This is a genomic window from Nodularia harveyana UHCC-0300, assembly GCF_034931085.1.
Taxonomy (GTDB): Bacteria; Cyanobacteriota; Cyanobacteriia; order Cyanobacteriales; family Nostocaceae; genus Nodularia; species Nodularia harveyana.
On sequence record NZ_JAYGHG010000007.1, the window covers coordinates 116,155 to 141,262 of the forward strand.

The following is a 25,108-nucleotide window of genomic DNA, read 5'->3' on the forward strand; positions in this document are numbered from 1 at the left end:
GCGGAGAGGGAGAGTTAATCAAAAACGTGTTTTTGGGCGACTTTCCAATAGCGGGAGAATCTTTTCAGGTCTATGTGTCCGTCGTATTCTAAGAATGGGTCGGTTTCCCACAGTTCTAGGGGTAAGGTTTTTTCGATTTGGTCGCTAATATGATTAAATCTGGGACTGGGACTGGTGGTTGTTACTATTAAATCAGCATGGTTTTCTTGGGCAAATTTTAAGATTTCTGGGGCTACTTTACCACGACGAATAGTTATGGGTAATTCTAATAAGCATTCATAAATAAATGTGATCCGTTTGAGGCTGAGTTGCGATTCTGCAATTAATTCCTCATCCCATACCCAGATAGCTGGGGCTGCGGGGTATTCTTGTAAGGCGGGGTTTTCCGGACTGAGGGAGTCTCCATGTACCCAAACTATTGGTTTATTCATTGTTTACCTTTTTTGCCTCTTTGCCAACTTTGACTATTAGGTTTTTTGGTAAATTCACCTTGGGGAAATAGTCGTTGTTCTAATTTTTCATAGCTATCTTCAAAGTCACAATGGCCATACAGGGGACATTGGCGACAATAAACACTTTTGGTATAGCGTTCTAAGTTTTCACGATTGAAAAAATAAGGTTTATGGCTAAAAGTGCTGGCGACCCACTGCCATGACATATTATTACTTGCAGGGTCGCCATCTAGTAGGTGTTCTAAAAACCATTTAGCTCCAGCTTGCCAACGAATCCGCCGCCAATGGACAATGTAAGCGGCTAACCACATCCGGATATGGTTGTGTAAATAGCCAGTTTGACGCAATTCCTGGCTAAAGCTATCAATACAAACCATTCCTGTAGTCCCTGCGGTGATATTTGCTGGTAGTTTATCAGCGTAATCTGTTGGGGTGTACCCAGTTTTATACTCTTCTTGATCTTCCCAGATGCGATCGCCTAACTTAAGATATAATCTCTGCCAATAGTCACGCCATCCCAATTCATTAATCAATTTACTAGCATCATTCGGGTCTTGTACTTTTTCCAGCACATCATCCCGAACTTCCCGCAAGCTTAAAACCCCATGACGAATATAGGGGGAAAGTCTGGTTACAGCCCCAGTTAAAGAGTTACGTGTTTTCTCGTAAGCGACTGGATCAACTTCTTTGAGTAATTTCTCAGCCGCTTTACGTCCTCCCACAGTTTCACTAATATGATCATCCCGTTCTAGCGCATCAGGGAATTGTTCCCGCAGGTAGGCTATTAACTCATCGCGGTTAGTAAAATCACGTCGCATATTTTTAATTCGTAATTCGTAATTCGTAATTCGTAATTTGGTAACCTAAACTTTTTCAGGATGGATATAGTGTACACAATAAAACTTAGAAATTAACTGGAATTTCAGCCAAGAATAAGCAGCCTGTAACTAGCAAAATATATAAATAGTGTGACATGAGATAAAGAAAAAAATTGCTGAATTTGAATATATTTAACTCTCCTCTCTGCGCCTCTGCGTGATAAAAAATTCATGGTAGCCTAATCCAGGTAAAATCTTGATGCCCTTCTCATATCACGCTCATCATGACTAACATCCCCGAAACTGGACAAACTGCGCCTAACCTACCCATACCAGACCAAAATAATCAGCCCATTAGCACCAGTGATTTTAGCGGACAGTGGGTTGTACTCTACTTTTACCCCAAAGATAATACCCCAGGCTGTACCACCGAAGCCAAAGACTTTACAGACTTGACTCCAGACTTCAGCAACCTGGGAGCAAAAATATTAGGTGTCAGTCCAGACACACAAAAAGCCCATTGTAAATTTATTGATAAACATAGCTTATCCATCACCCTCTTAAGTGACCCAGAACATCATCTTATAGAAGCCTATGGCGCGTGGCGCTTAAAAAAATTCATGGGGAAAGAATATATGGGTGTCGCCCGGTCAACATTTCTCATCTCACCTGATGGGATAATTGCCTACACCTGGCCGAATGTCAAAACCAAAGGTCACGCACAAGCAGTATTAACTAAATTACAGGAATTAGCAGCCACTTCAAATCCTCAGTGAGCCTAATAGCGCTATCATCGAGGTAGGTATAAGACTTTTCGCCAGTTGCAACAAACATGGTTCAAGTTATTCCAGCGCAGAATATCACCCTCGCTTACTTAAAAGAAAATTTTGCTGTAGAGAAATCGGAAGACCAGCAATTTTTTACAGAGTGGTTTGACTCTTTACCTGAAATTTCTGAATTAGAAAAGCAATACTTAGATAGAGTTAAAAGTAACTATCTCAGCTTATTTGAAACTACTCCTCTGCTAGAAGAAGCAGTAAAAATGGTAGTCCTGTCTCCCTTACTAGATTTAGCTGGGTTTTATCGTTATCCCTTTTACATCGCCACAGAAGAATCTATCAAGATTAGCGAAACTATTATTAATCAAGAAGGGTCAGAATCGCCTCAGGAAATTATTAAGGGTAAAATCGATGTATTAGTTATACAAAATAAATTATGGATATTGATTATAGAATCTAAACGTTCTAGTTTTTCCTTAGCGAAAGCAATACCTCAAGCACTTACTTACATGATAGCTGCGCCTACTTCTGATTATCCTGTCTATTCGTTAATCATGAATGGGGAAGATTTCCAATTTATCAAATTAATTAAACAAAATAAAGCCGTAATATATGCTTTGTCTGATAGATTCAGTTTATATAGACGTGAAAATGAATTATATAAAATTGTCCAAATTTTAATGAAACTAGGTCAAAGCTTTAGGTAATGGTTTGTTCTAATTAACCAAATTATATATTCTCAGAAAAATATGGTTCAATTTATCCAAGCGCAAAATGTTGGACTCGCCTATTTAGAAGACAGATTTGGTCTGCAACAGGCTAAAGATGAGAACTTTTTTCCAGAATGGTTGGAGAATTTACCGGAAACTAGAGATTTAGAAAAACAAGAGTTAGACAAAATAAAATCTCATTTTCTGCGGTTAGTAAAATATCCTCCTTTATCCGAAGAAACCGTAAAATTAGTCGTTTTATCACCTTTGCTAAATCTGGCTGGGTTTTATGACGAACCCTTTTTTATTAGAAGTGAACAATCAATTGAAATTTCGGCGGAAGATAACGGAGAAATTATTCGAGGTAGAATTGATGTTCTAGTAATTCAAGCACAATTCTGGTTATTGGTAATTGAATCTAAACGCTCTAGTTTTTCTCTTCTAGAAGCTATACCCCAAGCACTGACTTATATGTTAGCTAATCCTCATCCAGAAAAAGCTGTGTTTGGATGTGTGACTAATGGTAGTGAGTTTATTTTTCTGAAGTTTATTCAAGAAAATATTCCCCACTATGCTTTGTCTGACCAATTTACATTATTAAAAAGAGAAAATGAATTATATAAAGTCCTCAGTATTTTAAAAAACCTCAGCCAAATTTTAAGTTAATTTATGTCTATTCGTCCTATATATCTCGATTCTCACTCGACTACACCTGTAGATGAACGGGTATTAGCCGCAATGATTCCCTATTTTACAGAACACTTTGGTAATCCATCTAGTATTGGTCATGTTTACGGTTGGGAAGCAGAAGCGGCTGTAAAAAAATCAAGGGAAATATTAGCCGCAGCTATTAATGCGATACCAGAAGAAATTGTATTTACAAGTGGTGCAACAGAGGCGAATAATTTAGCTATTAAAGGTGTAGCTGAAGCTTATTTTTCCAAAGGTCAGCATATTATTACTGTGGCTACAGAACATAGTGCAGTGCTTGACCCTTGTACTTATTTAAAATCTCTGGGTTTTGAGATTACTGTTCTCCCAGTTCAACCAGATGGGTTAATTGATTTAACTGAGTTAAAAAAAGCCTTGCGACCGGAAACAATTTTGGTTTCAGTCATGGCTGCAAATAATGAAATTGGGGTATTACAACCGTTGGCAGAAATTGGGGAAATGTGCCGGGAAAATCAGATAATTTTCCATACAGATGCAGCCCAAGCTATTGGTAAAATTTTCCTGGATGTAGAGGCGATGAAAGTTGATTTGATGTCGCTGACTGCACATAAAGTATATGGACCAAAGGGTATTGGGGCTTTATACGTCCGTCGGCGTAATCCGAGAGTGCAAATTGCACCCCAACAGCATGGCGGTGGACATGAACGAGGAAGGCGTTCTGGGACTTTGTACACACCCCAAATTGTCGGTTTTGGCAAAGCTGTCGAAATTGCTTTAGCCGCCCAAGAGACGGAAAATAAACGCCTCATGGCACTGAGACAAAGGTTATGGGAACAGCTTTCCCAATTGTCAGGGGTTCACCTGAATGGACATCTCACCCAGCGACTGGCGGGAAATTTAAATATTAGTGTTGAGGATGTAGATGGGGCGGCGTTATTGTTAGGTTTGCAGCCAGTGATGGCGGTTTCTTCTGGTTCTGCTTGTTCTTCTACAAGTACAGCGCCTTCTCATGTGCTGACAGCTTTGGGACATTCGGAAAAGTTAGCTTATGCTGCGGTCAGGTTTGGTATTGGACGATTTAATACGGCTGAGGAAATAGACACGGTAGCACAGCAGGTAATTTCTACTGTTGAAAGTTTACAGTCTATGACGACGAGAGCGAGAATATAAAGGCGGGCAAGACTTGTACTGAGTCTGCCATAGTATGCCCGCACCACAAGAGTGTAGAATAATGTTTTCCAGTTCCCAATTAACAATTGTCAAAGATTCCGACTAAATCGGCGTGATAACTGTTAACTGTTAACTGTTCACTGATTTAATAGGGGTCTGAAGACAACCGTCCGCGTTTGACGCTGCGGAGATAATAACCTCTGCTGGGTAAATTTCTGAGGTTGAAGGTATCGCCACGGGGAACGCGCCAAATTTTGTAATCACAAAATGTTAAGGGTGTTCCGGGTTTGCATTCTTCTGGTGGATGGTCTCCTAAGACAAAATAGGCTGCACCTCTACCCATGACTTTAGCCATACCGAATTTATCGACCACAACTGATGTTTCTTCGTTAATGGCTATCCCTAAAACACTTTTGGATACGCCATCCTGAATTTGACGGGCGATAAAAGCCATGATTCTACCCATTCTTTTCCGGCGGTCAAAATGGGTATCGATGATGGTTCCCCTCAAGTGACTCCAGGGAAAAAAGTTATAGGTGAAGGTAATATCTAAGTAAGGATCTTCGAGGGCTTCTCTGGTTTCAATACCTTCTTCGGAAGAAGCACAAGCATCGTAGACGTAATCACTTTGAATCATTGCACCGGCACTAGTGCCGCCAATACCACCGCCTTTGGCGTAAACTGATTTAATCACCGTTTCCAATTTGGTGTTTTTCCAATTGCGGATGTATTGACATTGGTCGCCACCAGCAAAGAAGATTACGCCAGCATTTTTAACTTTATCGAGAATGTCTGGTCTGTTGGCATCTTGGCGATTGCTAATGACTAGGGTCTCTACATAGTTAACTCCCTGCATATTGTAAATGACGCGATTGTAATCATCACCGCCGTAAGTGCGGAGGACTATAACATTAACTTTGTGGGAATAGCTAGCTGATTCTCTGACTTGATTAATCATCCATTGAATGGCTTCTTCAACATCTGGTCCACCACCGCCTAAAAGATGCACAGGGCCTGCTAAGGGGGGACGTAAATCTATTTTCTCTTGGTACTGGGGTGTGAGGAATGCTCTGAGACGGGATATGATTTCGGCTCCCATCTTTATCCATGAGGTTCCTAGAGTCTTTAACCACTTTGCTATGTTTGGGAATACCTTGGTCATATTAAGTTGCTGGTGCAAACCACAATTACTGCTAACTCTCGCACCAAAAAGGGGAAAATTTCCAGCGTACAGGGATTGTACTGTTTTTTAACGTCTAAGAATCTGGAGTAATCTTTAATTCTCTAGACTATGTGACTAAAAGCTTTGGATTTCTTGTAATATTTAATGCCAGATAGTTTGCGATCGCTCTTGCAGAACTCGCTGATACACTGCCTCTGTTTTTTTTGCTAATTTTGTCCAGTTGAAGCGTTGGGCTAAATCTCTGTAAGCGTTATCAATCAACCATTGGCGATAACCAGGATTTTGCAAAACCTCTAAAATTCCCCAGGCGAGGGAATCGGGGTTGTTGGCCTGGGTAACTATGCCTGTTTTGGTGTGCTGCACTACTTCGGGAAATCCCCCGGTATTGGATACGACTACAGGAACACGAGAGGCAAAACTTTCTAAAGCTACAATACCAAAGGGTTCGTAAAGACTGGGAAATACGGCACAGTCGGCGATGGTTTGAAATTTATCCAAGTAAGAATCCGAGAGGAATCCGGTAAAATAACACTTGTGGAAAATTCCTAAATCTCTGGCTTGATGTTGAAAAGAGTCTGTATTTCCCCCACCAATAATCACAAATTTGACATTCCCTCCCATTGACTTTAGGACTTGAGGGGCGGCGTTAATTAATACAGAGATACCTTTTTCATAAGTCATGCGACCAACATAATAAACAATTTTTTCATGGTCGGCGGCAAATTGGCGGCGAAAAGCTTGAGCATGAAAGCTGTCGTCGTGTTGTTTCTTTTCTGGTCGAATCCCGTTATAAATAATATCAATTTTGTCTTCGGGATTATGTAAGGCTTGTTGGATCTCTCGCCGCATATAGTCTGTACAGACGATAATTCGCCAGGCGTTATCAGCTAGTAAATGTTCTTTGTGATTTATATAACTTTGAATAGGAGTATGAATACCATTATGTCTACCGTATTCGGTGGCGTGGATGGTGGCAATTAGGGGGATTTTAAAGTTATGCTTTAGAGCGATCGCAGCATCTCCAACTAACCAATCATGACCATGAATTAAATCAAATCCTCCTTCCTCCAGAATTAACTTACCACCGTAATCTCCCATACTCTGGTTAAGATTTCCTACCCAGTGGAAAAAGTCATGACTATTTGCAACTGCTACGCGATGAACATGAATTCCCTCAACTATTTCAGACATCGCCGCTTCACCAAACTCCGAAGTAAGTAGGTGGATTTTATGTCCTAGCTTCACTAGTTCCGGATATAATTCCGCCACATGACGGGAAATTCCCCCCACTATCCTCGGCGGAAACTCCCAACTCAGCACCAGTATTTTCATTAAACTCTCCTATACGGTATAAATCTCTAAACAACTACATTTATCTAAAAATACAAAGATGCTAATTCTAGTGAGTATATTTACTACAATTTTTGGACAGAGCTGATAAATCAAAATAACACAACCAGAGAAAGAGGAGAAAAGACTTTCTGTTTTTTATTGCTGGGAATTGGGGACTAGGGATGTTGCGGTGGGTGACGACGGAAACAAAGGTTGCTCGTCAAAAAAAAACAACGATAAAAAAATATTTCCCTCTCCTGAATCAGGAAAGGGACAGGTTTTGGATATTCAGGTGTGAAGGTGGTTAGCTTTGGTCTAAACGCAACACAGCCATAAAAGCTTCCTGGGGTACATCCACAGTTCCCACAGATTTCATCCGCTTTTTACCTTTGGCTTGTTTCTGCAAGAGTTTCTTTTTCCGGCTGATGTCGCCACCGTAGCACTTAGCGAGTACGTCTTTTCGCAAGGCGGGGATGTGTTCACTGGCGATGACTTTACTACCAATTGATGCCTGAATTGGCACTTTAAATTGATGTCGGGGTATGAGTTCTTTGAGTTTTTCTGCCATTGACCGCCCCATACCATAAGCTTTATCTCGGTGAACAATCATGGCTAAGGAATCAACGGGATCACCGTTAATCATGATATCCAGTTTCACCAAGGGATTTTCGCGGTAGCCGATGAGATGATATTCCATACTGGCATAACCGCGCGATCTCGACTTCATCTGGTCAAAAAAGTCGGTAACTACTTCCGCCAAAGGTAACTCATAAGTGAGTGTGGTGCGTCCTTGGGCGAGATATTTCATATCCTTGAAAATGCCGCGCCGATTTTGTGACAGTTCCATCAAACTGCCCACGTAGGTTTCCGGCGTAATCATTTCTACCTTAACGTAGGGTTCCTCAATTTTTTCGCGGTCGTTGGGAGCGGGTAAGCGACTGGGATTATCTATATACAGTTCTTCCCCTTTCAGGGTAATTACACGGTAAACAACCGAAGGGGCTGTAATAATTAAGTCCAGATTGTATTCTCGCTCTAAACGTTCCTGAACAATTTCCATGTGCAGTAACCCCAAGAACCCACAACGGAAACCAAAGCCCATAGCGCTAGAGGTTTCTGGTTCGTATTGCAGGGCTGCGTCGTTGAGTCCCAGTTTTTCTAAAGCTTCGCGCAGGTCTTCAAATTGGTCAGCATCAATGGGGAACATCCCACAAAATACCATTGGCTTGGCTTCTGTGTAACCAGGTAAAGGGGTTGTGGCTTTAGCTTTAGATAAAGTAATGGTGTCTCCTACCCGCGCATCAGCTACAGCTTTAATGGCGGCGGCAAAATAGCCTACTTCTCCGGCGTGGAGTTCTTCTACTTGCTTTTCGGTGGGAGAAAGTACGCCTAATTCGTCTATGACGTATTCTTTCTCGGATGCCATCAAATAAACGCGATCGCCTTTTTTGATTTTGCCATCCATCACCCGGAAATAAACAATTACACCCCGGTAGATATCGTAATAGCTATCAAAAATTAATGCCCGTAAAGGTGCATCCAGAGTGTCTTTGGGGGGTGGGATGCGTTCTACCACAGCCTCTAAAATTTCACTAATGCCAATTCCCTCTTTGGCAGAGGCCAGAATAGCACCACTACAATCTAAACCAATAATTTCTTCTATTTCGGCAATTACCCGCTCTGGTTCTGCGCCAGGCAAATCAATCTTGTTTAAAACCGGGATAATTTCCAGGTCATGTTCCAAAGCCAAATAGAGATTGGCTAAAGTTTGCGCCTCTACACCTTGAGAAGCATCTACTACTAACAGCGCCCCTTCACAAGCCACAAGACTGCGGGAAACTTCATAGGAAAAATCCACGTGGCCAGGGGTATCAATCAAATTCAGAACATATTCCTGACCATCTTTGGCCTTGTAATTCATCCGGGCAGCTTGCAGCTTAATGGTAATGCCGCGCTCCCGTTCAAGATCCATGTTGTCGAGGAACTGCTCCTTCATTTTGCGCTCATCCACAGTGCCAGTAGCTTGTAGCAAGCGATCTGCGAGGGTAGATTTCCCGTGGTCAATGTGAGCAATAATACAAAAATTGCGAATGCGATCTGCGGGAACGTCAGTCATATACTATTTTTGCTGAAGTGTCAGGTAAAGTTAAACAAGGAATTTACTTCATATATTTTAATGCTTTATTAGCCCAGACGCTGTTTTGGGAGCATGAAACAATTTGGAATTTCAGATTTACCATCTTCCCACCATATCTAGCCCAGGGATTATTAAAGATTGAGTTTAAAAAATATATGTAAAGTCTATATGTAATGTCTATTTTACATGATGGGATTGACCAATCAGGAGCGTACAATAAATATATATAGGTAAATAATGTAGAGACCGTGGGCAGTTACACAGCGTAACTGCCTATAACTACTGGTTTACTGACACAAATTCTAGAGCCATTGTTGAGCGACTTTGATCAAATTTACCTTTGAAAATTAAATCTTGTGAGTTGAATAGGATTTTGGCGAAAAAATCTCACTATGTAGTCAATTAGCGCTTCATAGTAGTGACTTAACTCACGCTCATGGTAGATAATCACCGCAGGACAAAGCTTTAGACCTAACAATCTCTGACTATATAAACCTATGAATATGAAAGAGAAAGCTACCGGAGCGGAGCAACAACGAACCGATAAGGTAGAAATCGCTGTCCGCCTGGACTCGGAGTTAGTAGAAAAAATTCAGCACCTCACCAATGATCCGAGTAAAGTAATTGAGGTGGCAATTCGTCAATGGTTACGCGGTGAAATTCCCAGAGATGATGAACTAACAAGAACTCCTCGGCGCATACCTGTGCCGCCACGGGGTGAGTGGAATGATTGACATCAATAAACAAACAGTAAATACAAAATAAAAATCATGTAAAGTTGCTCAATCTAGATTCAATAAAAGCCAAAATACCGAATGTAAGGATGCAAAAGCTGTAATAAATTACGCCAAATTTTTTTGAGCAGCTGGAGCTAAACCGTTTTGAGTTGCCATTTGTCTATCCAACTCGATTAATGACTATTATTGCTAACTCCCAATTGGCTGACTTCTTTCCCCAGAATCTGGAATATTCGACTAGTAAAACCGATAAATCTTTGCCCAATGTCGGTTCTGAGTTGGTATATACCCAAGATGGGTCAGGACGCTATCTGACATTTTATTGGCAGCAGAGCGAACTCTGGGGATTAAATCCGAAGCAAATAGTTAATCAATGCCAGGAGGACAAAGTTTTTGTTCCTCTAGACAATGGTGCTTACTTGGAACGACTGCACCGGATTTTAACTAGTTTGGTGCCGGAGAGGTTGCAATGCTGGTTTAGCTACCGCCAAGAATTGTTGGAGTTGGAGTTAGTGATTTCCCCAATGATGCCACCATTGGGAACTACTGCGAGTACAGTTTTGGTCATGGGACGGTTGTTACAAATGACTCGCAACAAACCAGAAATTAAGGCGATCGCACCGGAACTTACACAGGTAGAATTGGCTTTACGTTTACTGCGGAAAACTGGGGGTAGCCCACCATACCAGAAACTGGTAAATAAAATTACCAGAAATATTCGCCGGACATTGGATTTAGATGTCATTTGGCAACAAACAGTTGACAGTTTGGGAAAAGCCCTGCGGCTAGAGCGTTGCATTATCTGTCCTTACTACCCTTCTAGTTCTAAAATCCGGGTAATTGCAGAGTATCATCAGCCAGACCGTGCTTCCATGCTGGGCTTAGAAATAAATGTAACTTCTGAGCCAGCCTTTGCCCAGGCCTTGGCAACATTAGAACCCGTCGTCATGGAGGTATCGGGGTATAATCTGTTTCCCCAACAGAAGATCTTAGTAGTCGCAACTTGCTATCAAGACCAGGCTAACGGATTAATTGCCATTAGTCTGCGAGATGAATTTTATCCATTGACGGATGGGGAACTAGAACTAGCAAAAGAGTTTGCCGATCAGTTGGGAACGGCGATCGCTCATGCTACCTTATACAAAGAACTAGAAGCAGCCCGTCAAAAAGCAGAAGCAGCATCCCGCCTCAAAAGCGAATTTTTAGCTAATGTCTCCCATGAAATTCGGACTCCCCTGAACGGAATGATCGGATTTTTAAAGCTGATTTTAGAAGGAATGGCAGATGACCCGGAAGAACAACATCAGTTCATCTCAGAAGCCCATCATCTATCCATAAATCTGCTACATATTATTAACGATATTTTAGATATAGCCAAAATCGAAGCTGGGAAAATGGAGCTAGTTTGCTCCCCAGTCAAGCTAAACGAGCTATTTGATGATGTGGAAAATTTTCTGCGTCCCCAAGCAGAGTCCAGAAACTTGAGTTTTCGGATACAGATACAGCCCACATCAGATGAAATTATTGTTCAAGGTAATTACCAAAGGCTGTTACAAGTTATACTGAATTTAGCGAACAATGCCATTAAATTTACCCAAGAAGGTGGCATTACTGTCAGCGCTGATTTAATGTTGAAGCCGACCCAATTCCAAGGAGAAGAATTTCCAGGAATGGTCAGGGTAAGAGTTGCAGATACAGGCATTGGTGTTTCTCTAGACAAACAAGATAAACTTTTTCAATTATTCTCTCAAGTTGATGGTTCCCGGACTCGTCAGTATGGCGGTACTGGTTTGGGACTGGCTATATCCCAAAAGCTGATAGAGGCCATGGGTGGCGAAGTCCATTTTTACAGTCTGGGCGAAGGACTCGGTTCCACTGTCACCTTCACAGTACCTCTGTATCAACAACCTGTATTACGTTCTTGTCATTGAGTAATACCTTAGCCAAATTGAAAAAAGCCTTAATTCGTAGGTTGGGTTGAAGCATGAAACCCAACAAATGCGTTGGGTTGCGCTGTCTCGCTTAACCAGTCGCGCAGGGTATACTCCCAGGGCTTGAGGCCGGAAAGTAGACAAATAAAACAGGAAGGAAATTCAGGACGGTTTGATCGAGAAATGGTATAAGATACCAGCAGTTGTTGACATATCAGCGTTGGAAATCTTGTCAACACAAAATCTAGGGGCGATTGTATCTAAAATTAAGTTATTAAACTAGGAATATCAACATTTTCCTAATACAAGAGGTCTGAAACAATGGAACTGACAATTGAAAACGTGGAAACAGTCTTGGATGAAATGCGCCCTTACTTGATATCTGATGGCGGTAACGTGGAACTCGTAGAATTGGATGGCCCAATTGTGAAGCTGCGGTTACAAGGTGCTTGTGGTTCTTGTCCTAGTTCTGCTATGACTTTGAGAATGGGTATTGAACGTCGTCTGAAGGAAATTATTCCCGAAATCGCGGAAATTGAGCAAATAATGTAATTACCGGGGTGGTGGTATCATATCAATTCCTGTTAACAGAATATTGAACCCCACCCCCAACCCCTTCGCCTACGGTGGGAAACCCGACTACAGCGCTGGTTCACCGCAAGCGGAGACGAGAAATAAAGGTGCGATTTTGCGGGTTTCCGGGGTTAGCTATAGTCTTTACCCCACACCCAATTCCTCATTTTCTACCATTTTATATGTCTCATCCATTACACATTGCTTTTATTTGGCATCAACACCAGCCTCTGTATAAATCTCCTAACAGCAGTGCAGTCCCTTCTACCAGTCAGGATTACCGCTTACCTTGGGTGAGATTGCATGGCACGAAAGATTATTTAGATTTAATATTAATTTTAGAGAAGTATCCGAAGTTACACCAGACGGTAAATTTAGTCCCGTCCCTAATATTACAGCTAGAAGATTATATTGCAGGGACTGCTTTTGATCCTTATTTAATTGCGAGTTTGACTCCTGATGCTCAAATAACTCAGGAACAAAGAGAATTTATTATCCAACACTTTTTTGATGCTAATCACCATACTCTAATTGACCCCCATCCCCGCTATAGGGAGTTATATGACCAAAGACAGGAAAAGGGGCAGGATTGGTGTTTGGCTAATTGGCAATTGCCAGATTACAGTGATTTGTTGGCATGGCATAATCTGGCCTGGATTGATCCTTTGTTTTGGGATGATCCGGAAATTGCAGCTTGGTTTAAGCAGGGTCGGAATTTTACTTTAAGCGATCGCCAGCGCATATATTCCAAACAGCGCGAAATTCTCAGCCGCATTATCCCCCAACACCGGAAAATGCAAGGTACTGGGCAGCTAGAAGTTACCACCACGCCCTACACTCACCCGATTTTGCCCTTATTAGCTGATACCAACTCTGGGCAGATAGCAGTACCTGGAATGACACTACCTCAACATCGGTTTCAGTGGGTAGAAGACATTCCCCGCCACTTGCGTAAGGCTTGGGAACTATACACAGAGCGTTTTGGGCAGGAGCCACGGGGTTTATGGCCTTCCGAGCAATCAGTCAGCCCAGAAATTCTTCCGTATATTATTAAACAAGGATTCAAGTGGATTTGCTCAGATGAAGCGGTTTTGGGTTGGTCGCTGAAACACTTTTTCTACCGAGATGGAGCCGGAAACATCCAGCAACCAGAATTATTATATAGACCCTATCGCCTGGAAACTCCCGCCGGTGATGTCTCCATTGTCTTTCGTGACCATAGATTGTCAGATTTAATTGGTTTTACCTACAGTTCCATGTCCCCCAAACAAGCCGCAGCAGACTTGGTGGGACACTTACAGGCGATCGCCAAAATGCAAAAAGAAAGCCATAGCGAACAACCTTGGCTAGTCACCATTGCCTTAGACGGCGAAAACTGTTGGGAATTTTATCCCCAAGACGGCAAACCCTTCTTAGAAGCACTATATCAAAGCTTAAGCGACGAACCCCATCTCAAACTAGTCACCGTCTCCGAATTTCTAGAACAATTTCCCCCCACAGCCACAATTCCCGCAGAACAGCTACATAGCGGTTCCTGGGTAGATGGTAGTTTCACCACCTGGATCGGCGACCCGGTAAAAAATCGCGCCTGGGACTACCTAGCCCACGCCAGAGCCACCCTCGCCCAACATCCCGAAGCCACCGAAGAAACCAACCCAGCAGCCTGGGAAGCCCTATACGCCGCCGAAGGTTCCGATTGGTTCTGGTGGTTTGGAGAAGGACATTCTTCTAATCAGGATGCCATTTTCGACCAATTATTTCGGCAACACCTGTTAGGAATTTACCAAGCCTTAAATGAACCAGCCCCATCTTATCTCCGCCAACCCCTAGAAAATCATCAAGCCCAAGGCGACCATAAACCACAAGGATTTATCCATCCCATCATTGATGGTAAAGGTGATGAACAGGACTGGGACAAAGCCGGACGCATAGAAATTGGCGGGGCGCGGGGAACTATGCACAATAGCAGCGTCATTCAGCGCCTGTGGTACGGCGTAGATCACCTAAATTTCTATGTGCGCCTAGACTTGAAAAATGGTGTAATTCCCGGACGAGATTTACCTGAAGAGTTGAACTTATTGTGGTTCTACCCTAATAAGACAATGCACAATAGCCCCATCCCCATCGCAGATGTTCCAGATATCGCCCCACTTAATTACCACTACCACCACCATCTCGCAATTAACTTACTCACCCAATCAACCCAGTTTCAGGAAGCTGGAGAACATTATGAATGGTGTCCCCGTTATACCCGCGCCCAAGTTGCTTTAAATGATTGCTTAGAAATTGCCGTCCCCTGGGCTGATTTGCAAATTTCGCCAGATTATCCCGTGCGCCTAGTATTAGTCCTAGCAGACGAAGGACGTTACCGCGACTATTTGCCAGAAAATGGTTTAATTCCCATTGAAGTACCTTAAATTTCTTCACCCCAATTGGTCGCGGACTTCCCGACCTGTACCAGGAAAGTCTGTAAAGTAGCCATCAATACCTAAATTAATAAACTGTATGTATTCCAGGGCGGGATTACCTTGGTACTCAGCAGCTAGGAAACGTTCTTCATTGCGGAAGGTATAAGGATGTACAAGTAAACCTGCGGTATGGGCATCTTCTACCAGGGTGGTGGGTACGGAGAGAGTTGAGACAATCATCCGTTTCCAGGGACCAATACCAGAGGCGTAGGTGGCAATTTCTACTAAACCTGCTGGTGTTCGCAGGTCAGCGTAGGTGCGGGGTTCACCACTGACGACAAAATCGTAAGGTTGAGTTTCTATGAGTGAACCATCAAGATTGATCCCATTTGCACCGAGTAACTGAATTAAAGGTATATCGGTTTGTTGACTGAGTTGTTTCAGGTTGCTGACTTCAAAGGATTGAATATAAATTCGATTGGGGTCAGTAAAATTATTTCTGGCTAGGGTTTCTAGCAGGGGTGCTTCTAGGGACAAACCCAAAGTATCGTGAAAAGTTGGGTGTTTGGTTTCGGGATAAATGCCAATTTTTTTGCCTGTATGAGTTTCTACCTGCTGCACTAACTGGATGATTTCTACTAAGGTAGGAATTTCATAGAGACCGTTAAACTGTTGGGGGCGGAAGTTTTGGGGCATAATTGCCCGCAGGGTCTTGATTTCTGCCAGGGTGAAGTCTGAGGCAAAAAAGCCTGTGTGAGTAACTCCGTCGATGATTTTGGTGGTGTGGCGATCGCTAAATTCTGGACGATTTACAACATCGGTAGTATTAATCATATTAGCCTCGTGACGGGCAATCAATACCCCATCCTGGGTAGAAACTAAGTCAGGTTCAATAAAATCAGCACCGCGTTCTATAGCCAGTTGATAACCCGCCAAAGTATGTTCCGGTAATTCACCACTGGCTCCCCGATGTGCAATGACAATCGGTGATTGACCATTGAGAGTATTAAAGTTATTTTTCATAGAACTAATTAATCTATCAGCTTATCCTGACTGGCGGGTTTGTGGTTCTTGGGTCTCACTGACCATAGTATTTATCCGTTAATAGACATATTAAACCTAACCTTAAGTGGTAATTAATTATGTTGAATAATCTTTCCTCTGGGTGATGTTTATAGTCTCGATATTTTGCATAATTTGTACATAGGTTTTTTCAAGAATAGAAAATAAGTAGATAATTTCAATTTACTGCATCAAAGTCAATCTACTTTTTCTATAACGAAAATTAGTTTTAAGGAGTATCAAGTGCCAGAAGTTTATCAAGCAGAACGTACCATATCAGCTGTATTTAAAGCAGAAAAGCAAATTGACCAAGTGATTCGACGTTTACTCGATAGGGGTGTACCTAGAGATCATATTTCGATCCTGGGGAAAGACTTCCAGTCAGAAACGCGAATTTCTGGTTTTATTAGTAAGAAAGATGTGATTCTGGGAGGCTTAAGAACGGGAGCTATTTTTGGTTCTTTGTTTGGTTCGTTTCTGAGCTTGCTGACTGGTGTGGGTGTGCTATTCATTCCGTTTGTGGGTCCAATTGTCGCAGCCGGTCCTATTGGTGCGTTGTTGTTAGGTGCTGCGAGTGGTGCGATCGCCGGGAGTGCTGGCGCTGGATTAGTATCGGCTTTAACTGCTTGGGGAATGCCGGAAGATCAAGCTACAATTTATCAAACCCGCTTACAAGCTGGTGAGTTTGTCTTAATGGCAGAAGTACCGAGCGATCGCCAGGGAGAATTTCAATTATTACTGGAAAGTTGTCGAGGCGAAGAAATTCATACAACTGATAAAACATTGACCCATCCTTGTTCCGGTCCCTGTAAAAGTCCAGAGGATTTATCTGTGGAAGTTCGCTCTCACCTTTCTAAAGCAGCTCAACGGACATTTATGGATCGTTATAATGCCATCTTAAATCAGACAGATGATGAATTCAAAGCTGAACAAGCAGCTTGGAAAACTGTTCATCAGGAATTTGACGAAGATGAAAACGGGATTTGGTCAAAAGCTAAGGTGAATGTTTAGTTAGTTAATGAGGACTTACGCTGTTTATTCTGTGTTTGCTTTTGCCGTTAATTGTGCGTAAGTCCTGTTAGTATGAAGCCCAAAGCCTAAATTTATCTCTGGCGGTAGATAACAATAATATAAATATTGTATATTTTCTTCCCCAGAATACATCCAATGATAGATAAAGACACTAAATGTTTAGTGATAGTCTATTGAATAGTTGATAGTTATAAAGTGAATATGAGCATTGAAAAAAGAGTAGAAGCTACTGCGAAAAATATCGAAGGTAAGGTACAAGAAGCAGTTGCCGAAATCACAGGTAATCCAGAAGATAAAACTACCGGTCAAGCTAAACAGGTTGAAGCGGAAGTTATTCACACTAAAGAAAATATCAAAGACCAAGTGAAAGAAGTTATAGAATAACTTAAGGTCTTCCAAAGTTTAAGTTATTCTCTATATCTGAGATTATTTAACACTCCACTCCTCGATGAAAGTGGGGTGTTTTGTATTTACTATGTAAGTATTAAGGGACAAATTAAAGTTGTGATTTTAAGGATGATAATTTGTAAAAGTTTTCTGAGTACAATCTGATGTTTATATTTTTTTGACAAAGTGAAATTTGTGATACTTTTTTAGTTTCAATCTAGGATTTATGATGTTTGCCTAATCATTCACTAATTTGTCTATAATTTTGCTAGTTTTTCCAAATTCTACCTATTCGGATATAATACTAACAAAATCATGACATTTTTAACAAAAATCTGGGGATTATTATGATGAATCAAGCAGTCAAGATCGTGAAACTTAGTGGAATTATCAATACTACCAACTCAGAAGAACTACGACAACATCTTACTGATATTAAAGAAGCTGGTACGAAAACTATATTAGTTGATTGTGAAGATATTTCCTTTATGGATAGTTCAGCTTTGGGGGCTTTGGTCTTAGCTTTTAAAACTTTACGAGCAGCAGATATTAGGCTAGTTCTTTGTTCTATTAATGAGCAAGTGAGAATATTATTTGAATTAACAGGTATGGATAAAGTATTCGAGATATTTGCTGATCAAGAGCAGTTTCATCAGACTTTACTATCTAAAAAATAATTAATCGAAATTAATTTGTAGGATTGATAAGTCATCATCAAAAGCCTCTTTGGAGTTTAACGCAATCAAATAATTCAAGACCTGCTCTAATTGACGGTCAAGAGTATGTTGTATACTAACAAGTATTTGAATGAAAGCATCTAAGCTCCAAAGTGTGCCATCTGATTTTGTGATTTCGTAAGCACCATCACTAAAAATATAGAGATTACTAGATTTTTCAATATGACAATAGCCATCAACATATTTGGTATCTGGGAACATTCCCACTGGCATTCCTGGAGTTTTTAGTAATTCAATATTAGTATTTTTGGGAGATGTACCTGATATTAATATTGCAGGGGGATGACCCGCACTAGAATAAATTAACTGCCGATTAACTCGGTTATAAACTCCATACCAAATAGTAAAATATTTATCATTTTGATAGTTCATCTGGAAGGTTTGATTTAAGGCTTTAAGTACGGCACTGGGTTGATAGTAATTCAAACCTTTTAAGGCGCGAGAACGTAATAAATTGAGAACGGAAATTGAGGGAAGGGCGGCTTTGAGTCCATGTCCGGCTGTATCTAGGAGGTATATCGCTAGATAGTCGGAATCTAGCCAGTAGTAATCGAAACAATCGCCACCGAGTTGTCGGGAAGGAATGAAGCGAGAATTGATCCTCAAAGGTTCGGTACTGGGTAAAGGTAGGAGCGATCGCATATATTCTGCGGCTTCTGTCAATTCTGTTTCTAATAATAGTTTTTGGTTGTGTAAATCCTGACTTAATTGATGCAAGCGCAATCCGGCTCTCACTCTGGCTTTCAGTTCATTTTGTTCAATAGGTTTAGAGATAAAATCATCTGCACCAGCATCCAATCCTTTGACACGATCAGCAATGGAATCTAAAGAGGTCAGAAAAATAAAGAATGTAGTGGATAATTTGGGATCTGTTTTCATGCGTTTACAGACTTCTAGCCCATTTAATCCTGGCATAATCCAATCACAAATCACTAGTGCCGGTTGGTATGCGATCGCCTGAGCAATTCCTTCTTCTCCATTACTCGCAGTAACTACCTGATAGCCCTGCCTTTCTAACATTCTTTTCAGGAGTGTTTGGATAGAAATATCATCATCAATTACCAGAATTTGAAACATATAAAATGCTAATTCAAAAGTCAATAAAAAATTGAAATAATCAATCTAAAAGACCTTCATAATGTTTTAATCGATTAAAAATCTTATGAATTGCCTCTTGATATCAGAAAATAATTAATTCACGGAAATTATTTATTTAGAAAATCAGAAAATACTCTATGGAGATGACAACGGATTTATCCATAACAGAATGGCGCGTTTTAGCTGGTTTAAATCTCGGTAAATTTCTTGTCTAAACCATTGTCCTAAAGCGTCAAATGGGGTAAATGATCCTCCAGGTTGCCATTTGATATCTTGACCCAAGGGTGTAGTATGAGTACCTGCTAAGGTTTGTGTGGTCACCATGTCTGAAAAGCGAGCTTGTAATATTTTGGTTAAAGGTGCTGATTGATCAATAGTATCGTTACTAAATTTTATTAATAAATTGCGACGAATATTGTAGCTTTCATGTATGATTTGGTTGGTTTCTTGTGGTGAGGGTGTAAACTCAACCAGGAAAGTAGAATTTAACTGTTCGACTAAAGGAATAGCTTCCTTAGCGGCGTAGTTGTTGAAGGAAATTAAAATATTACCGGCACGTTCTACGGGTAGCAGACTACCGATGAGTAAGTGTAGTTTACAACCCATACTATGCCCTAGTCCATAAGTAGGCAGATACATCTGGCGTAATGTCCCAGCATCATGTAGTCTTTCTATGGTGCGTTCAAAGTTGAGTAATGCCCTTTTAGCGATCGCCACATGATCCAAGGTATTAACAAATGGCGTAGCGATAATCACATAACCTTTGTCAGCCAGTTGTTCCAGTAACCAGCGATAAGTCAGATGGGGTGCAGTAGCTACAAATGCACCTCCCAAAAAATGGATAATCCCGATAGGCTTGCGCGGTATCAGTACCCAGTTACCTCTAATTTCTTTCCAGTCCATACCTATAGGCGATCGCTAAATTCACACCTCTTTATGTTAGACCTTTGATCGCAGTCCTGGGTAGCTTCAGGCAAAAACCCATAACATTACTTTTAGCCTTGGGTTTGCAACCTTTTCATTTCTAGTTGCACATCCAAAGCAATTTGCAAAGCTTCATTGAGTAATCTACCATGCTCCGTAGCTTCTTCTGTCACTTGCATTGCCGTTAAAGTCGCTAAATTATTAGCAAATAACTCTGTATTCGTGAGAATAAAATGTTTATTTTCTCTTAAAATCCTTTCAGTTTTCAAAGCTCTGACTAAATCATTTCTTGTCAGCTTCAGAGCAGCAATAACTTTGCTTCTTTCTTTAATAACCACACCAGGATTACCAGCATCTTCTATTTGATCATTAATATCAATTGCTTTAATCATCGTATTATATCTATCAACATCGCTTAAAAGTATTTCTAAAGAATTTGTCATATTCTTATGCAGAATCTTTAGCTTTTTTCGCCATGATAAATACAAATAAATCTGTGTAATACCGCTACCCCAAGAACCTAAAATAATTAACAATAACCAACTAGGAATTATAATCCACTTAGCAAAGAGTCTAATAATTACATCAAAAACCAAATAACTAACAACCAAAATAGAACAACTAATAAAAACTACAGTTGCTCCCTCAGACCCCTTAAGTTTATGTATAACCCTTTGAAAAATTCTCCTTACAGGATGGCTAAGAATAATCAATTCATCTTTAACAGGTAAACTAGTCAACTTTCGTAACTCTTTCTGACTAATATCTAAGGAACGTAAATCATCACGCACAGCCTTCCTCATCCTCACCAGACTAATTATTTATTACAATATAGCAATCAAATTTATTCATGGCTCGTTTCCGAGTAATATTTATGATTTTTTTATATAAATGATTAGTAAAAATAATAATTTAAAGTAGAATTTGATACTTTTTTAGCAATAAAATTAGTTATGTATGACTTACGCAATAACTCTTGGGAACCCTCTTAACTTTGTGTCATTTGTGGTTTATTTTTTCATACTGTTACGTAATTCATGTTATTTTTTCAGATAAAATCTGATTAGTAAATGATTATACATAATTGCCAAAACACCCATCAAAGGATGTTTATTTTTTAGCATATCCACCTGTAATTTGAGACTCTAGCTAAATTATAGACTTATCGAACATCAACACAGAGATGAAAAAGTCCATCATAAAAATTAATACCCAAGTAGTGACAACTGCCGTTGTTGCTGACTCTCCCACCTCCTTTGCACCTCCTTTCGTCGTTAGTCCCCAACTACAGCCATTAATAGCAACAATAGCGCCAAAAATCAGTCCCTTGACTAAAATCATCGTTAAATCTGATGGGTGCAAAAAAGTTCTTACAGATTCTAAAAACGTTTCCGGATCAATATTATAAAAATGTGATGCAGCAAAAACCCCGCCAGTGATACCTATAATTAAAGCAAAAATCATCATAATTGGCATCATCAAAATGCAAGCAATTACTCTCGGAAGCACCAAGTAATCAATAGGATTTGTTTTCAGCATATAAAGAGCATCAATTTGTTCTGTGACTCGCATAGCACCGATTTCGGCGGCAAAAGCAGAACCTACTTGACCTGCAACAATACTCGCTGTCAAAATTGGTGCTAATTCTCGGCAAAAAGCTAACGCAAAAGCACCGCCTATTGCATCTACTGCACCAAATTTGAGTAATTCTCTGGCAGTTTGAATAGTAAAAATCATACCCGAAAACCCACCCACAAGGAGAACTGGAGACACCGAACTCGGCCCAGCAGTTACCATGTGGGACAAAATTTTCCGGTAGTAAGTTTTTCCTTGGAGTAAACGCAGCATAACTTGACCAAATAGTAACACTGCGGCAAAACAGCGTATGATCCATAGTTGATCTAACTTTTTTTTAGGTTGCATTACTGCCCTTCAGACGGAATTGTTGTCTTTATATCAGGATGTGATATAAATTGGCACACATTTATTGCTTGTCCTCAGATTTCAGTAAGTATAAACTGAGCCTCGTTATTAGCTTAACTGAAATTGTGTCTGGTATCAAAATATTTTGCTACTAGAGAAGCTAATAATTTGTGTCGTTGATGACATCCGATACATGAGGCAGTTAAATAAATAGATATAAGACCCTTGAATCATTCTGAAATAATAATACACTGATTGATTCCCGTAATTGGCGGAAGTATTTTTTGTGCTTAATAAATTAATCTAAATAATTAACAAATAAGCATGAAAATATAGTAAACTTCTGTAATTATTCAGAGGCATATATCCTGCACTTGTTTTCACTATTTATACATACTTAATTCATCCCCTATTTGGCAATAAAAAAATCAGAAGACTTACGCAACAATTGCCAAAAATCTTGATTTATCGTTCGCGTAGCGGGCGCGAAGCGCATACCGCCAAGAAAACGTAGATTATGCGTAGATGCTAAATTAATTAAATGTGCGTTACTTGTTAATGAGGATGAATAGGGAATAGCCGCAGATAGAGAACACGAAGGCGATCGCCACTGAGAAAATCACAACATCCCGAACAATAAATAAAATCCAATCTTTTCTCAGTTCCTGTCTAAACTTGAGTTCCCGCAGCTTCAGTTCTAATTCGGCTTCTGCGTGCGATCGCACATTGACCGGTGATACAACGGCTTTTTTATCTGCATCCATATTTCTCCACCAATAACACGTAAGTCCTATATTATTTGTTTTCTATGGGTTAGGTGCAAGATATGAGTAAAATATCCTCTCAGTTTATGCAACATGAATTAATTACAACAGATGCTCAACCTACCTCCAAATTCTTCGCTTTATTAATAGGGATTGATGCTTATCTACCAAACAGATTACCTGATGGTTCTTCTTACAAAAGCCTTTGGGGATGTTCACGCGATATTAATCATGTAGAATTTTTTTTGAAAAAAACCCTGCAAGTACCAGAATTGCAAATTTTTAAATTAACAGCTTCTCACTCGGATACTCCTAGTCAGCCAAAAGAGACTGGGGAAACGTTACCAACCTATGAGAATATTATTATTCAATTTCAAAAATTAATTGAATTGGCTCAACCTCAAGACCAAGTATACATTCACTATTCCGGTCACGGTGGACGTGCGGTAACAATTTATCCAGAAGTTAAAGGAAAATTCGGTGTTGATGAGGTCATTGTACCGATGAATATTGGCAACTCAGAAAGCCGCTATATTCGTGATTTAGAATTAGCAAAAATCCTCCAGAATATGGTGGATAAAGGGTTAATTATCACAATGGTGCTAGACAGTTGTCATTCTGGAGGTGCAACAAGGGGAGGAGTAGATGAGCCTGGAATTCGCGGTTTGAGTAGTAATTTCATTGATACAACACTACGACCCCAAAATAGTCTACTTGCATCTGCTGAAGAATTAGTGCAAAACTGGCAACAGTTAACACAAGGGCAAGTAGTAACTCGCAATCTGACAGCCACCAGTGGTTGGTTACCCCAACCCCAAGGCTATGTTTTATTAGCTGCTTGTCGGGATAATGAGTATGCGTATGAGTATCCTTTCAATGGTAAAGAACACAACGGTGCATTGACTTATTGGCTATTGGACTCTCTGCAAACACTGGGAAATGAAATTACTTACAAGGTATTACACTCACGTATCCTGGCAAAAATCAATAGCCAGTTTAAACAGCAAACACCTATGTTGCAAGGTGAGGGAGATCGCATTATTTTCAGTGGACAATCAATAGTTTCTCCCTCTGCTGTGATTGTTAAAAGAGTAGATGTAGCAAATAATCGAGTCCTGTTGCAAGCGGGGAAAGCACAAGGTTTGTGTAGAGGTGTAGAGTTTGTTATCTACGAATTAGGCACAACAGATTTAACCCAGACTCACAAGCGAGTTGCTCTGGTTAAAATTGTAGAATTGAATGCTGAGGAATCCTGGGCAGAAATTACTCAACTTCTGGTAAAACAAGAGGTGATTCGTACACCGATTCAGCCAGTACCTACTTTAAAAGCAGGAATGATTCAAGATGGAGCTTATGCCTTACAACTTAGTTCTAGTGTAAAGCTGGTCCGCAGGGTACGCCTGTTATCCTCTACAGATAATCAACTGACTTCAGGTATAAATATTACAGAAGCCTTGGCAGCAGTCAAAGCCGCAAAAACAAGAGTTGAAGGCAATAGCTGGGTAGAATTTTTGTCTCTTGATAAACCTAGTGATGAACCTGTCAGTTATCAAGTATCTGTCAATACACAAGGCGAATATGAAATTCTTGATGCTGGGGGAGAATTAATTAATTTGCGACCATCATTAATTGTAGGTGAATTAAATGCTGCTAGTAAAGTGGTCAACCGCTTGGTACACTTAGCTAAATATCAAGCCACTTTAGAGTTAAATAATAATGATCCCTTGTCTTCTTTAGCAGGTAAGCTGCAATTTGAGTTATGCCAAGGAGAAAATCGACATGAATTATTACTATTGAATACTTCTGGTAATTATCCTATTCTGAACGTTGATGAAAACGTCATTCTACGTATTCGTAATCAGTCTGCTCAAATTTTGAATATTACCGTTTTAGCAATTCAGCCAGATTGGAGTATTTCTCAGATATATCCTAGCGGTGCGGCTGACTTTGAACCTTTAGATTCAGGAATGGAAACATTTGTTCGCATCCATACTAGCCTTCCAGATGGATATCAAGAAGGTGTGAATTTTATTAAGGTGTTTGCAACTGTAGGTGCAACTAATTTCCGTTGTCTAGAATTACCAGCTTTAGACCAACCTCGTAGGGTGACACGTGCATGGAGAGCAACAAGTAATCCTCTGGAAGAATTGTTGGCGGCTGTTGCTAGTGAAAAACCCCCGAATAGAAAGTTGAGTGCGGCGGCTTATACCAGCGATAATTGGATAACGGAGCAGGTGAAACTTGCTGTGAGACAGTTGTAGAGCGTTACAGCCTATAGA

Annotated in this window: 23 protein-coding genes and 1 pseudogene; 13 read left to right on the forward strand and 11 right to left on the reverse strand. The window is 40.5% G+C overall.

Annotated elements, in window-relative coordinates:
* Positions 1–14: 14 nt before the first annotated feature.
* Together VB620_RS06985 and VB620_RS06990 are read right to left on the reverse strand one after the other, a co-directional pair.
* Positions 15–431, reverse strand: coding sequence for an adenine nucleotide alpha hydrolase family protein (locus VB620_RS06985; RefSeq protein ID WP_323195416.1), 417 nt, complete (start codon positions 429–431; stop codon positions 15–17).
* Positions 428–1,270 (reverse strand): FAD-binding domain-containing protein, encoded by an 843-nt coding sequence (locus VB620_RS06990; RefSeq protein WP_323195417.1) that lies wholly within the window; start codon positions 1,268–1,270, stop codon positions 428–430. Before VB620_RS06990 ends, VB620_RS06985 begins: the two co-directional genes overlap by 4 nt.
* Before the next feature lie 284 nt (positions 1,271–1,554).
* On the opposite strand from VB620_RS06990, the gene bcp reads away from it, so the two are divergent.
* From bcp to VB620_RS07010, 4 genes are read left to right on the forward strand one after another with little or no spacing between them, the layout of a single operon-like run.
* Positions 1,555–2,046 carry a thioredoxin-dependent thiol peroxidase gene (bcp, locus tag VB620_RS06995; RefSeq protein ID WP_323195418.1) on the forward strand — a complete coding sequence of 164 codons (492 nt, stop codon included), beginning with the start codon at positions 1,555–1,557 and terminating at the stop codon, positions 2,044–2,046.
* Positions 2,047–2,102: 56 nt separating this feature from the next.
* Positions 2,103–2,756 carry a type I restriction endonuclease gene (locus VB620_RS07000; protein ID WP_323195419.1) on the forward strand — a complete coding sequence of 218 codons (654 nt, stop codon included), beginning with the start codon at positions 2,103–2,105 and terminating at the stop codon, positions 2,754–2,756.
* 42 nt (positions 2,757–2,798) lie between these two features.
* The gene (locus VB620_RS07005) at positions 2,799–3,425 is read left to right on the forward strand and encodes a type I restriction endonuclease (protein WP_323195420.1); all 627 of its coding nucleotides are present in this window, start codon (positions 2,799–2,801) and stop codon (positions 3,423–3,425) included.
* 3 nt (positions 3,426–3,428) lie between these two features.
* Positions 3,429–4,601: a cysteine desulfurase family protein gene (locus tag VB620_RS07010; RefSeq protein WP_323195421.1), complete on the forward strand. Its 1,173-nt coding sequence runs from the start codon at positions 3,429–3,431 to the stop codon at positions 4,599–4,601.
* 145 nt (positions 4,602–4,746) lie between these two features.
* Here VB620_RS07010 and VB620_RS07015 read toward each other — a convergent pair whose 3' ends face one another.
* From VB620_RS07015 to lepA, 3 genes are all read right to left on the reverse strand, one after another.
* Complete coding sequence (locus tag VB620_RS07015; protein ID WP_323195422.1) at positions 4,747–5,763, reverse strand: cyanophycinase; 1,017 nt, start codon at positions 5,761–5,763, stop codon at positions 4,747–4,749.
* 162 nt (positions 5,764–5,925) lie between these two features.
* Positions 5,926–7,116, reverse strand: a complete 1,191-nt coding sequence (locus VB620_RS07020) for a glycosyltransferase family 4 protein (RefSeq protein WP_323195423.1) — start codon at positions 7,114–7,116, stop codon at positions 5,926–5,928.
* 304 nt (positions 7,117–7,420) lie between these two features.
* Positions 7,421–9,232, reverse strand: coding sequence for a translation elongation factor 4 (lepA, locus tag VB620_RS07025; RefSeq protein ID WP_323195424.1), 1,812 nt, complete (start codon positions 9,230–9,232; stop codon positions 7,421–7,423).
* A 518-nt stretch (positions 9,233–9,750) separates the two neighbouring features.
* On the opposite strand from lepA, the gene VB620_RS07030 reads away from it, so the two are divergent.
* The 5 genes from VB620_RS07030 (at position 9,751) to VB620_RS07050 (ending at position 14,911) form a co-directional block, all read left to right on the forward strand.
* Entirely contained in the window at positions 9,751–9,987 is a 237-nt protein-coding gene (locus tag VB620_RS07030) for a hypothetical protein (RefSeq protein WP_323195425.1), read from the forward strand.
* Positions 9,988–10,166: 179 nt separating this feature from the next.
* Positions 10,167–11,921 (forward strand): sensor histidine kinase, encoded by a 1,755-nt coding sequence (locus tag VB620_RS07035; protein WP_323195426.1) that lies wholly within the window; start codon positions 10,167–10,169, stop codon positions 11,919–11,921.
* Positions 11,922–12,242: 321 nt separating this feature from the next.
* Positions 12,243–12,473, forward strand: coding sequence for a NifU family protein (locus VB620_RS07040; RefSeq protein ID WP_323195427.1), 231 nt, complete (start codon positions 12,243–12,245; stop codon positions 12,471–12,473).
* A gap of 43 nt (positions 12,474–12,516) precedes the next feature.
* On the forward strand, positions 12,517–12,732 hold the full coding sequence (locus VB620_RS07045) for a hypothetical protein (protein ID WP_323195428.1): 216 nt from the start codon (positions 12,517–12,519) through the stop codon (positions 12,730–12,732).
* A complete protein-coding gene (locus VB620_RS07050) occupies positions 12,677–14,911 on the forward strand; it encodes a glycoside hydrolase (protein WP_323195429.1) in 2,235 nt (744 codons plus the stop codon). The genes VB620_RS07045 and VB620_RS07050 overlap by 56 nt, the downstream gene beginning before the upstream one ends.
* Positions 14,912–14,923: 12 nt before the next feature.
* Here the strand turns inward: VB620_RS07050 and VB620_RS07055 are convergent.
* A pseudogene (locus tag VB620_RS07055) lies at positions 14,924–15,910 on the reverse strand (glycerophosphodiester phosphodiesterase); the annotation flags it as partial.
* Between the two features lie 297 nt (positions 15,911–16,207).
* Between VB620_RS07055 and VB620_RS07060 the strand changes: the two are divergent.
* The 3 genes from VB620_RS07060 (at position 16,208) to VB620_RS07070 (ending at position 18,060) form a co-directional block, all read left to right on the forward strand.
* Positions 16,208–16,975, forward strand: a complete 768-nt coding sequence (locus tag VB620_RS07060) for a ChaB family protein (protein ID WP_323195430.1) — start codon at positions 16,208–16,210, stop codon at positions 16,973–16,975.
* Between the two features lie 222 nt (positions 16,976–17,197).
* The gene (locus tag VB620_RS07065) at positions 17,198–17,380 is read left to right on the forward strand and encodes a CsbD family protein (protein ID WP_323195431.1); all 183 of its coding nucleotides are present in this window, start codon (positions 17,198–17,200) and stop codon (positions 17,378–17,380) included.
* A 353-nt stretch (positions 17,381–17,733) separates the two neighbouring features.
* Positions 17,734–18,060 carry an STAS domain-containing protein gene (locus VB620_RS07070; protein WP_323195470.1) on the forward strand — a complete coding sequence of 109 codons (327 nt, stop codon included), beginning with the start codon at positions 17,734–17,736 and terminating at the stop codon, positions 18,058–18,060.
* Here VB620_RS07070 and VB620_RS07075 read toward each other — a convergent pair whose 3' ends face one another.
* From VB620_RS07075 to VB620_RS07095, 5 genes are all read right to left on the reverse strand, one after another.
* A complete protein-coding gene (locus tag VB620_RS07075; protein ID WP_323195432.1) occupies positions 18,061–19,197 on the reverse strand; it encodes a PP2C family protein-serine/threonine phosphatase in 1,137 nt (378 codons plus the stop codon).
* A gap of 156 nt (positions 19,198–19,353) precedes the next feature.
* On the reverse strand, positions 19,354–20,121 hold the full coding sequence (locus VB620_RS07080; RefSeq protein ID WP_323195433.1) for a DUF1350 family protein: 768 nt from the start codon (positions 20,119–20,121) through the stop codon (positions 19,354–19,356).
* A gap of 92 nt (positions 20,122–20,213) precedes the next feature.
* Complete coding sequence (locus tag VB620_RS07085) at positions 20,214–20,945, reverse strand: hypothetical protein (protein WP_323195434.1); 732 nt, start codon at positions 20,943–20,945, stop codon at positions 20,214–20,216.
* 346 nt (positions 20,946–21,291) lie between these two features.
* Entirely contained in the window at positions 21,292–22,065 is a 774-nt protein-coding gene (locus VB620_RS07090; RefSeq protein WP_323195435.1) for an MlaE family ABC transporter permease, read from the reverse strand.
* 548 nt (positions 22,066–22,613) lie between these two features.
* The gene (locus VB620_RS07095; RefSeq protein ID WP_323195436.1) at positions 22,614–22,829 is read right to left on the reverse strand and encodes a hypothetical protein; all 216 of its coding nucleotides are present in this window, start codon (positions 22,827–22,829) and stop codon (positions 22,614–22,616) included.
* Between the two features lie 62 nt (positions 22,830–22,891).
* On the opposite strand from VB620_RS07095, the gene VB620_RS07100 reads away from it, so the two are divergent.
* The gene (locus VB620_RS07100; protein WP_323195437.1) at positions 22,892–25,090 is read left to right on the forward strand and encodes a caspase family protein; all 2,199 of its coding nucleotides are present in this window, start codon (positions 22,892–22,894) and stop codon (positions 25,088–25,090) included.
* Positions 25,091–25,108 lie beyond the last annotated feature (18 nt).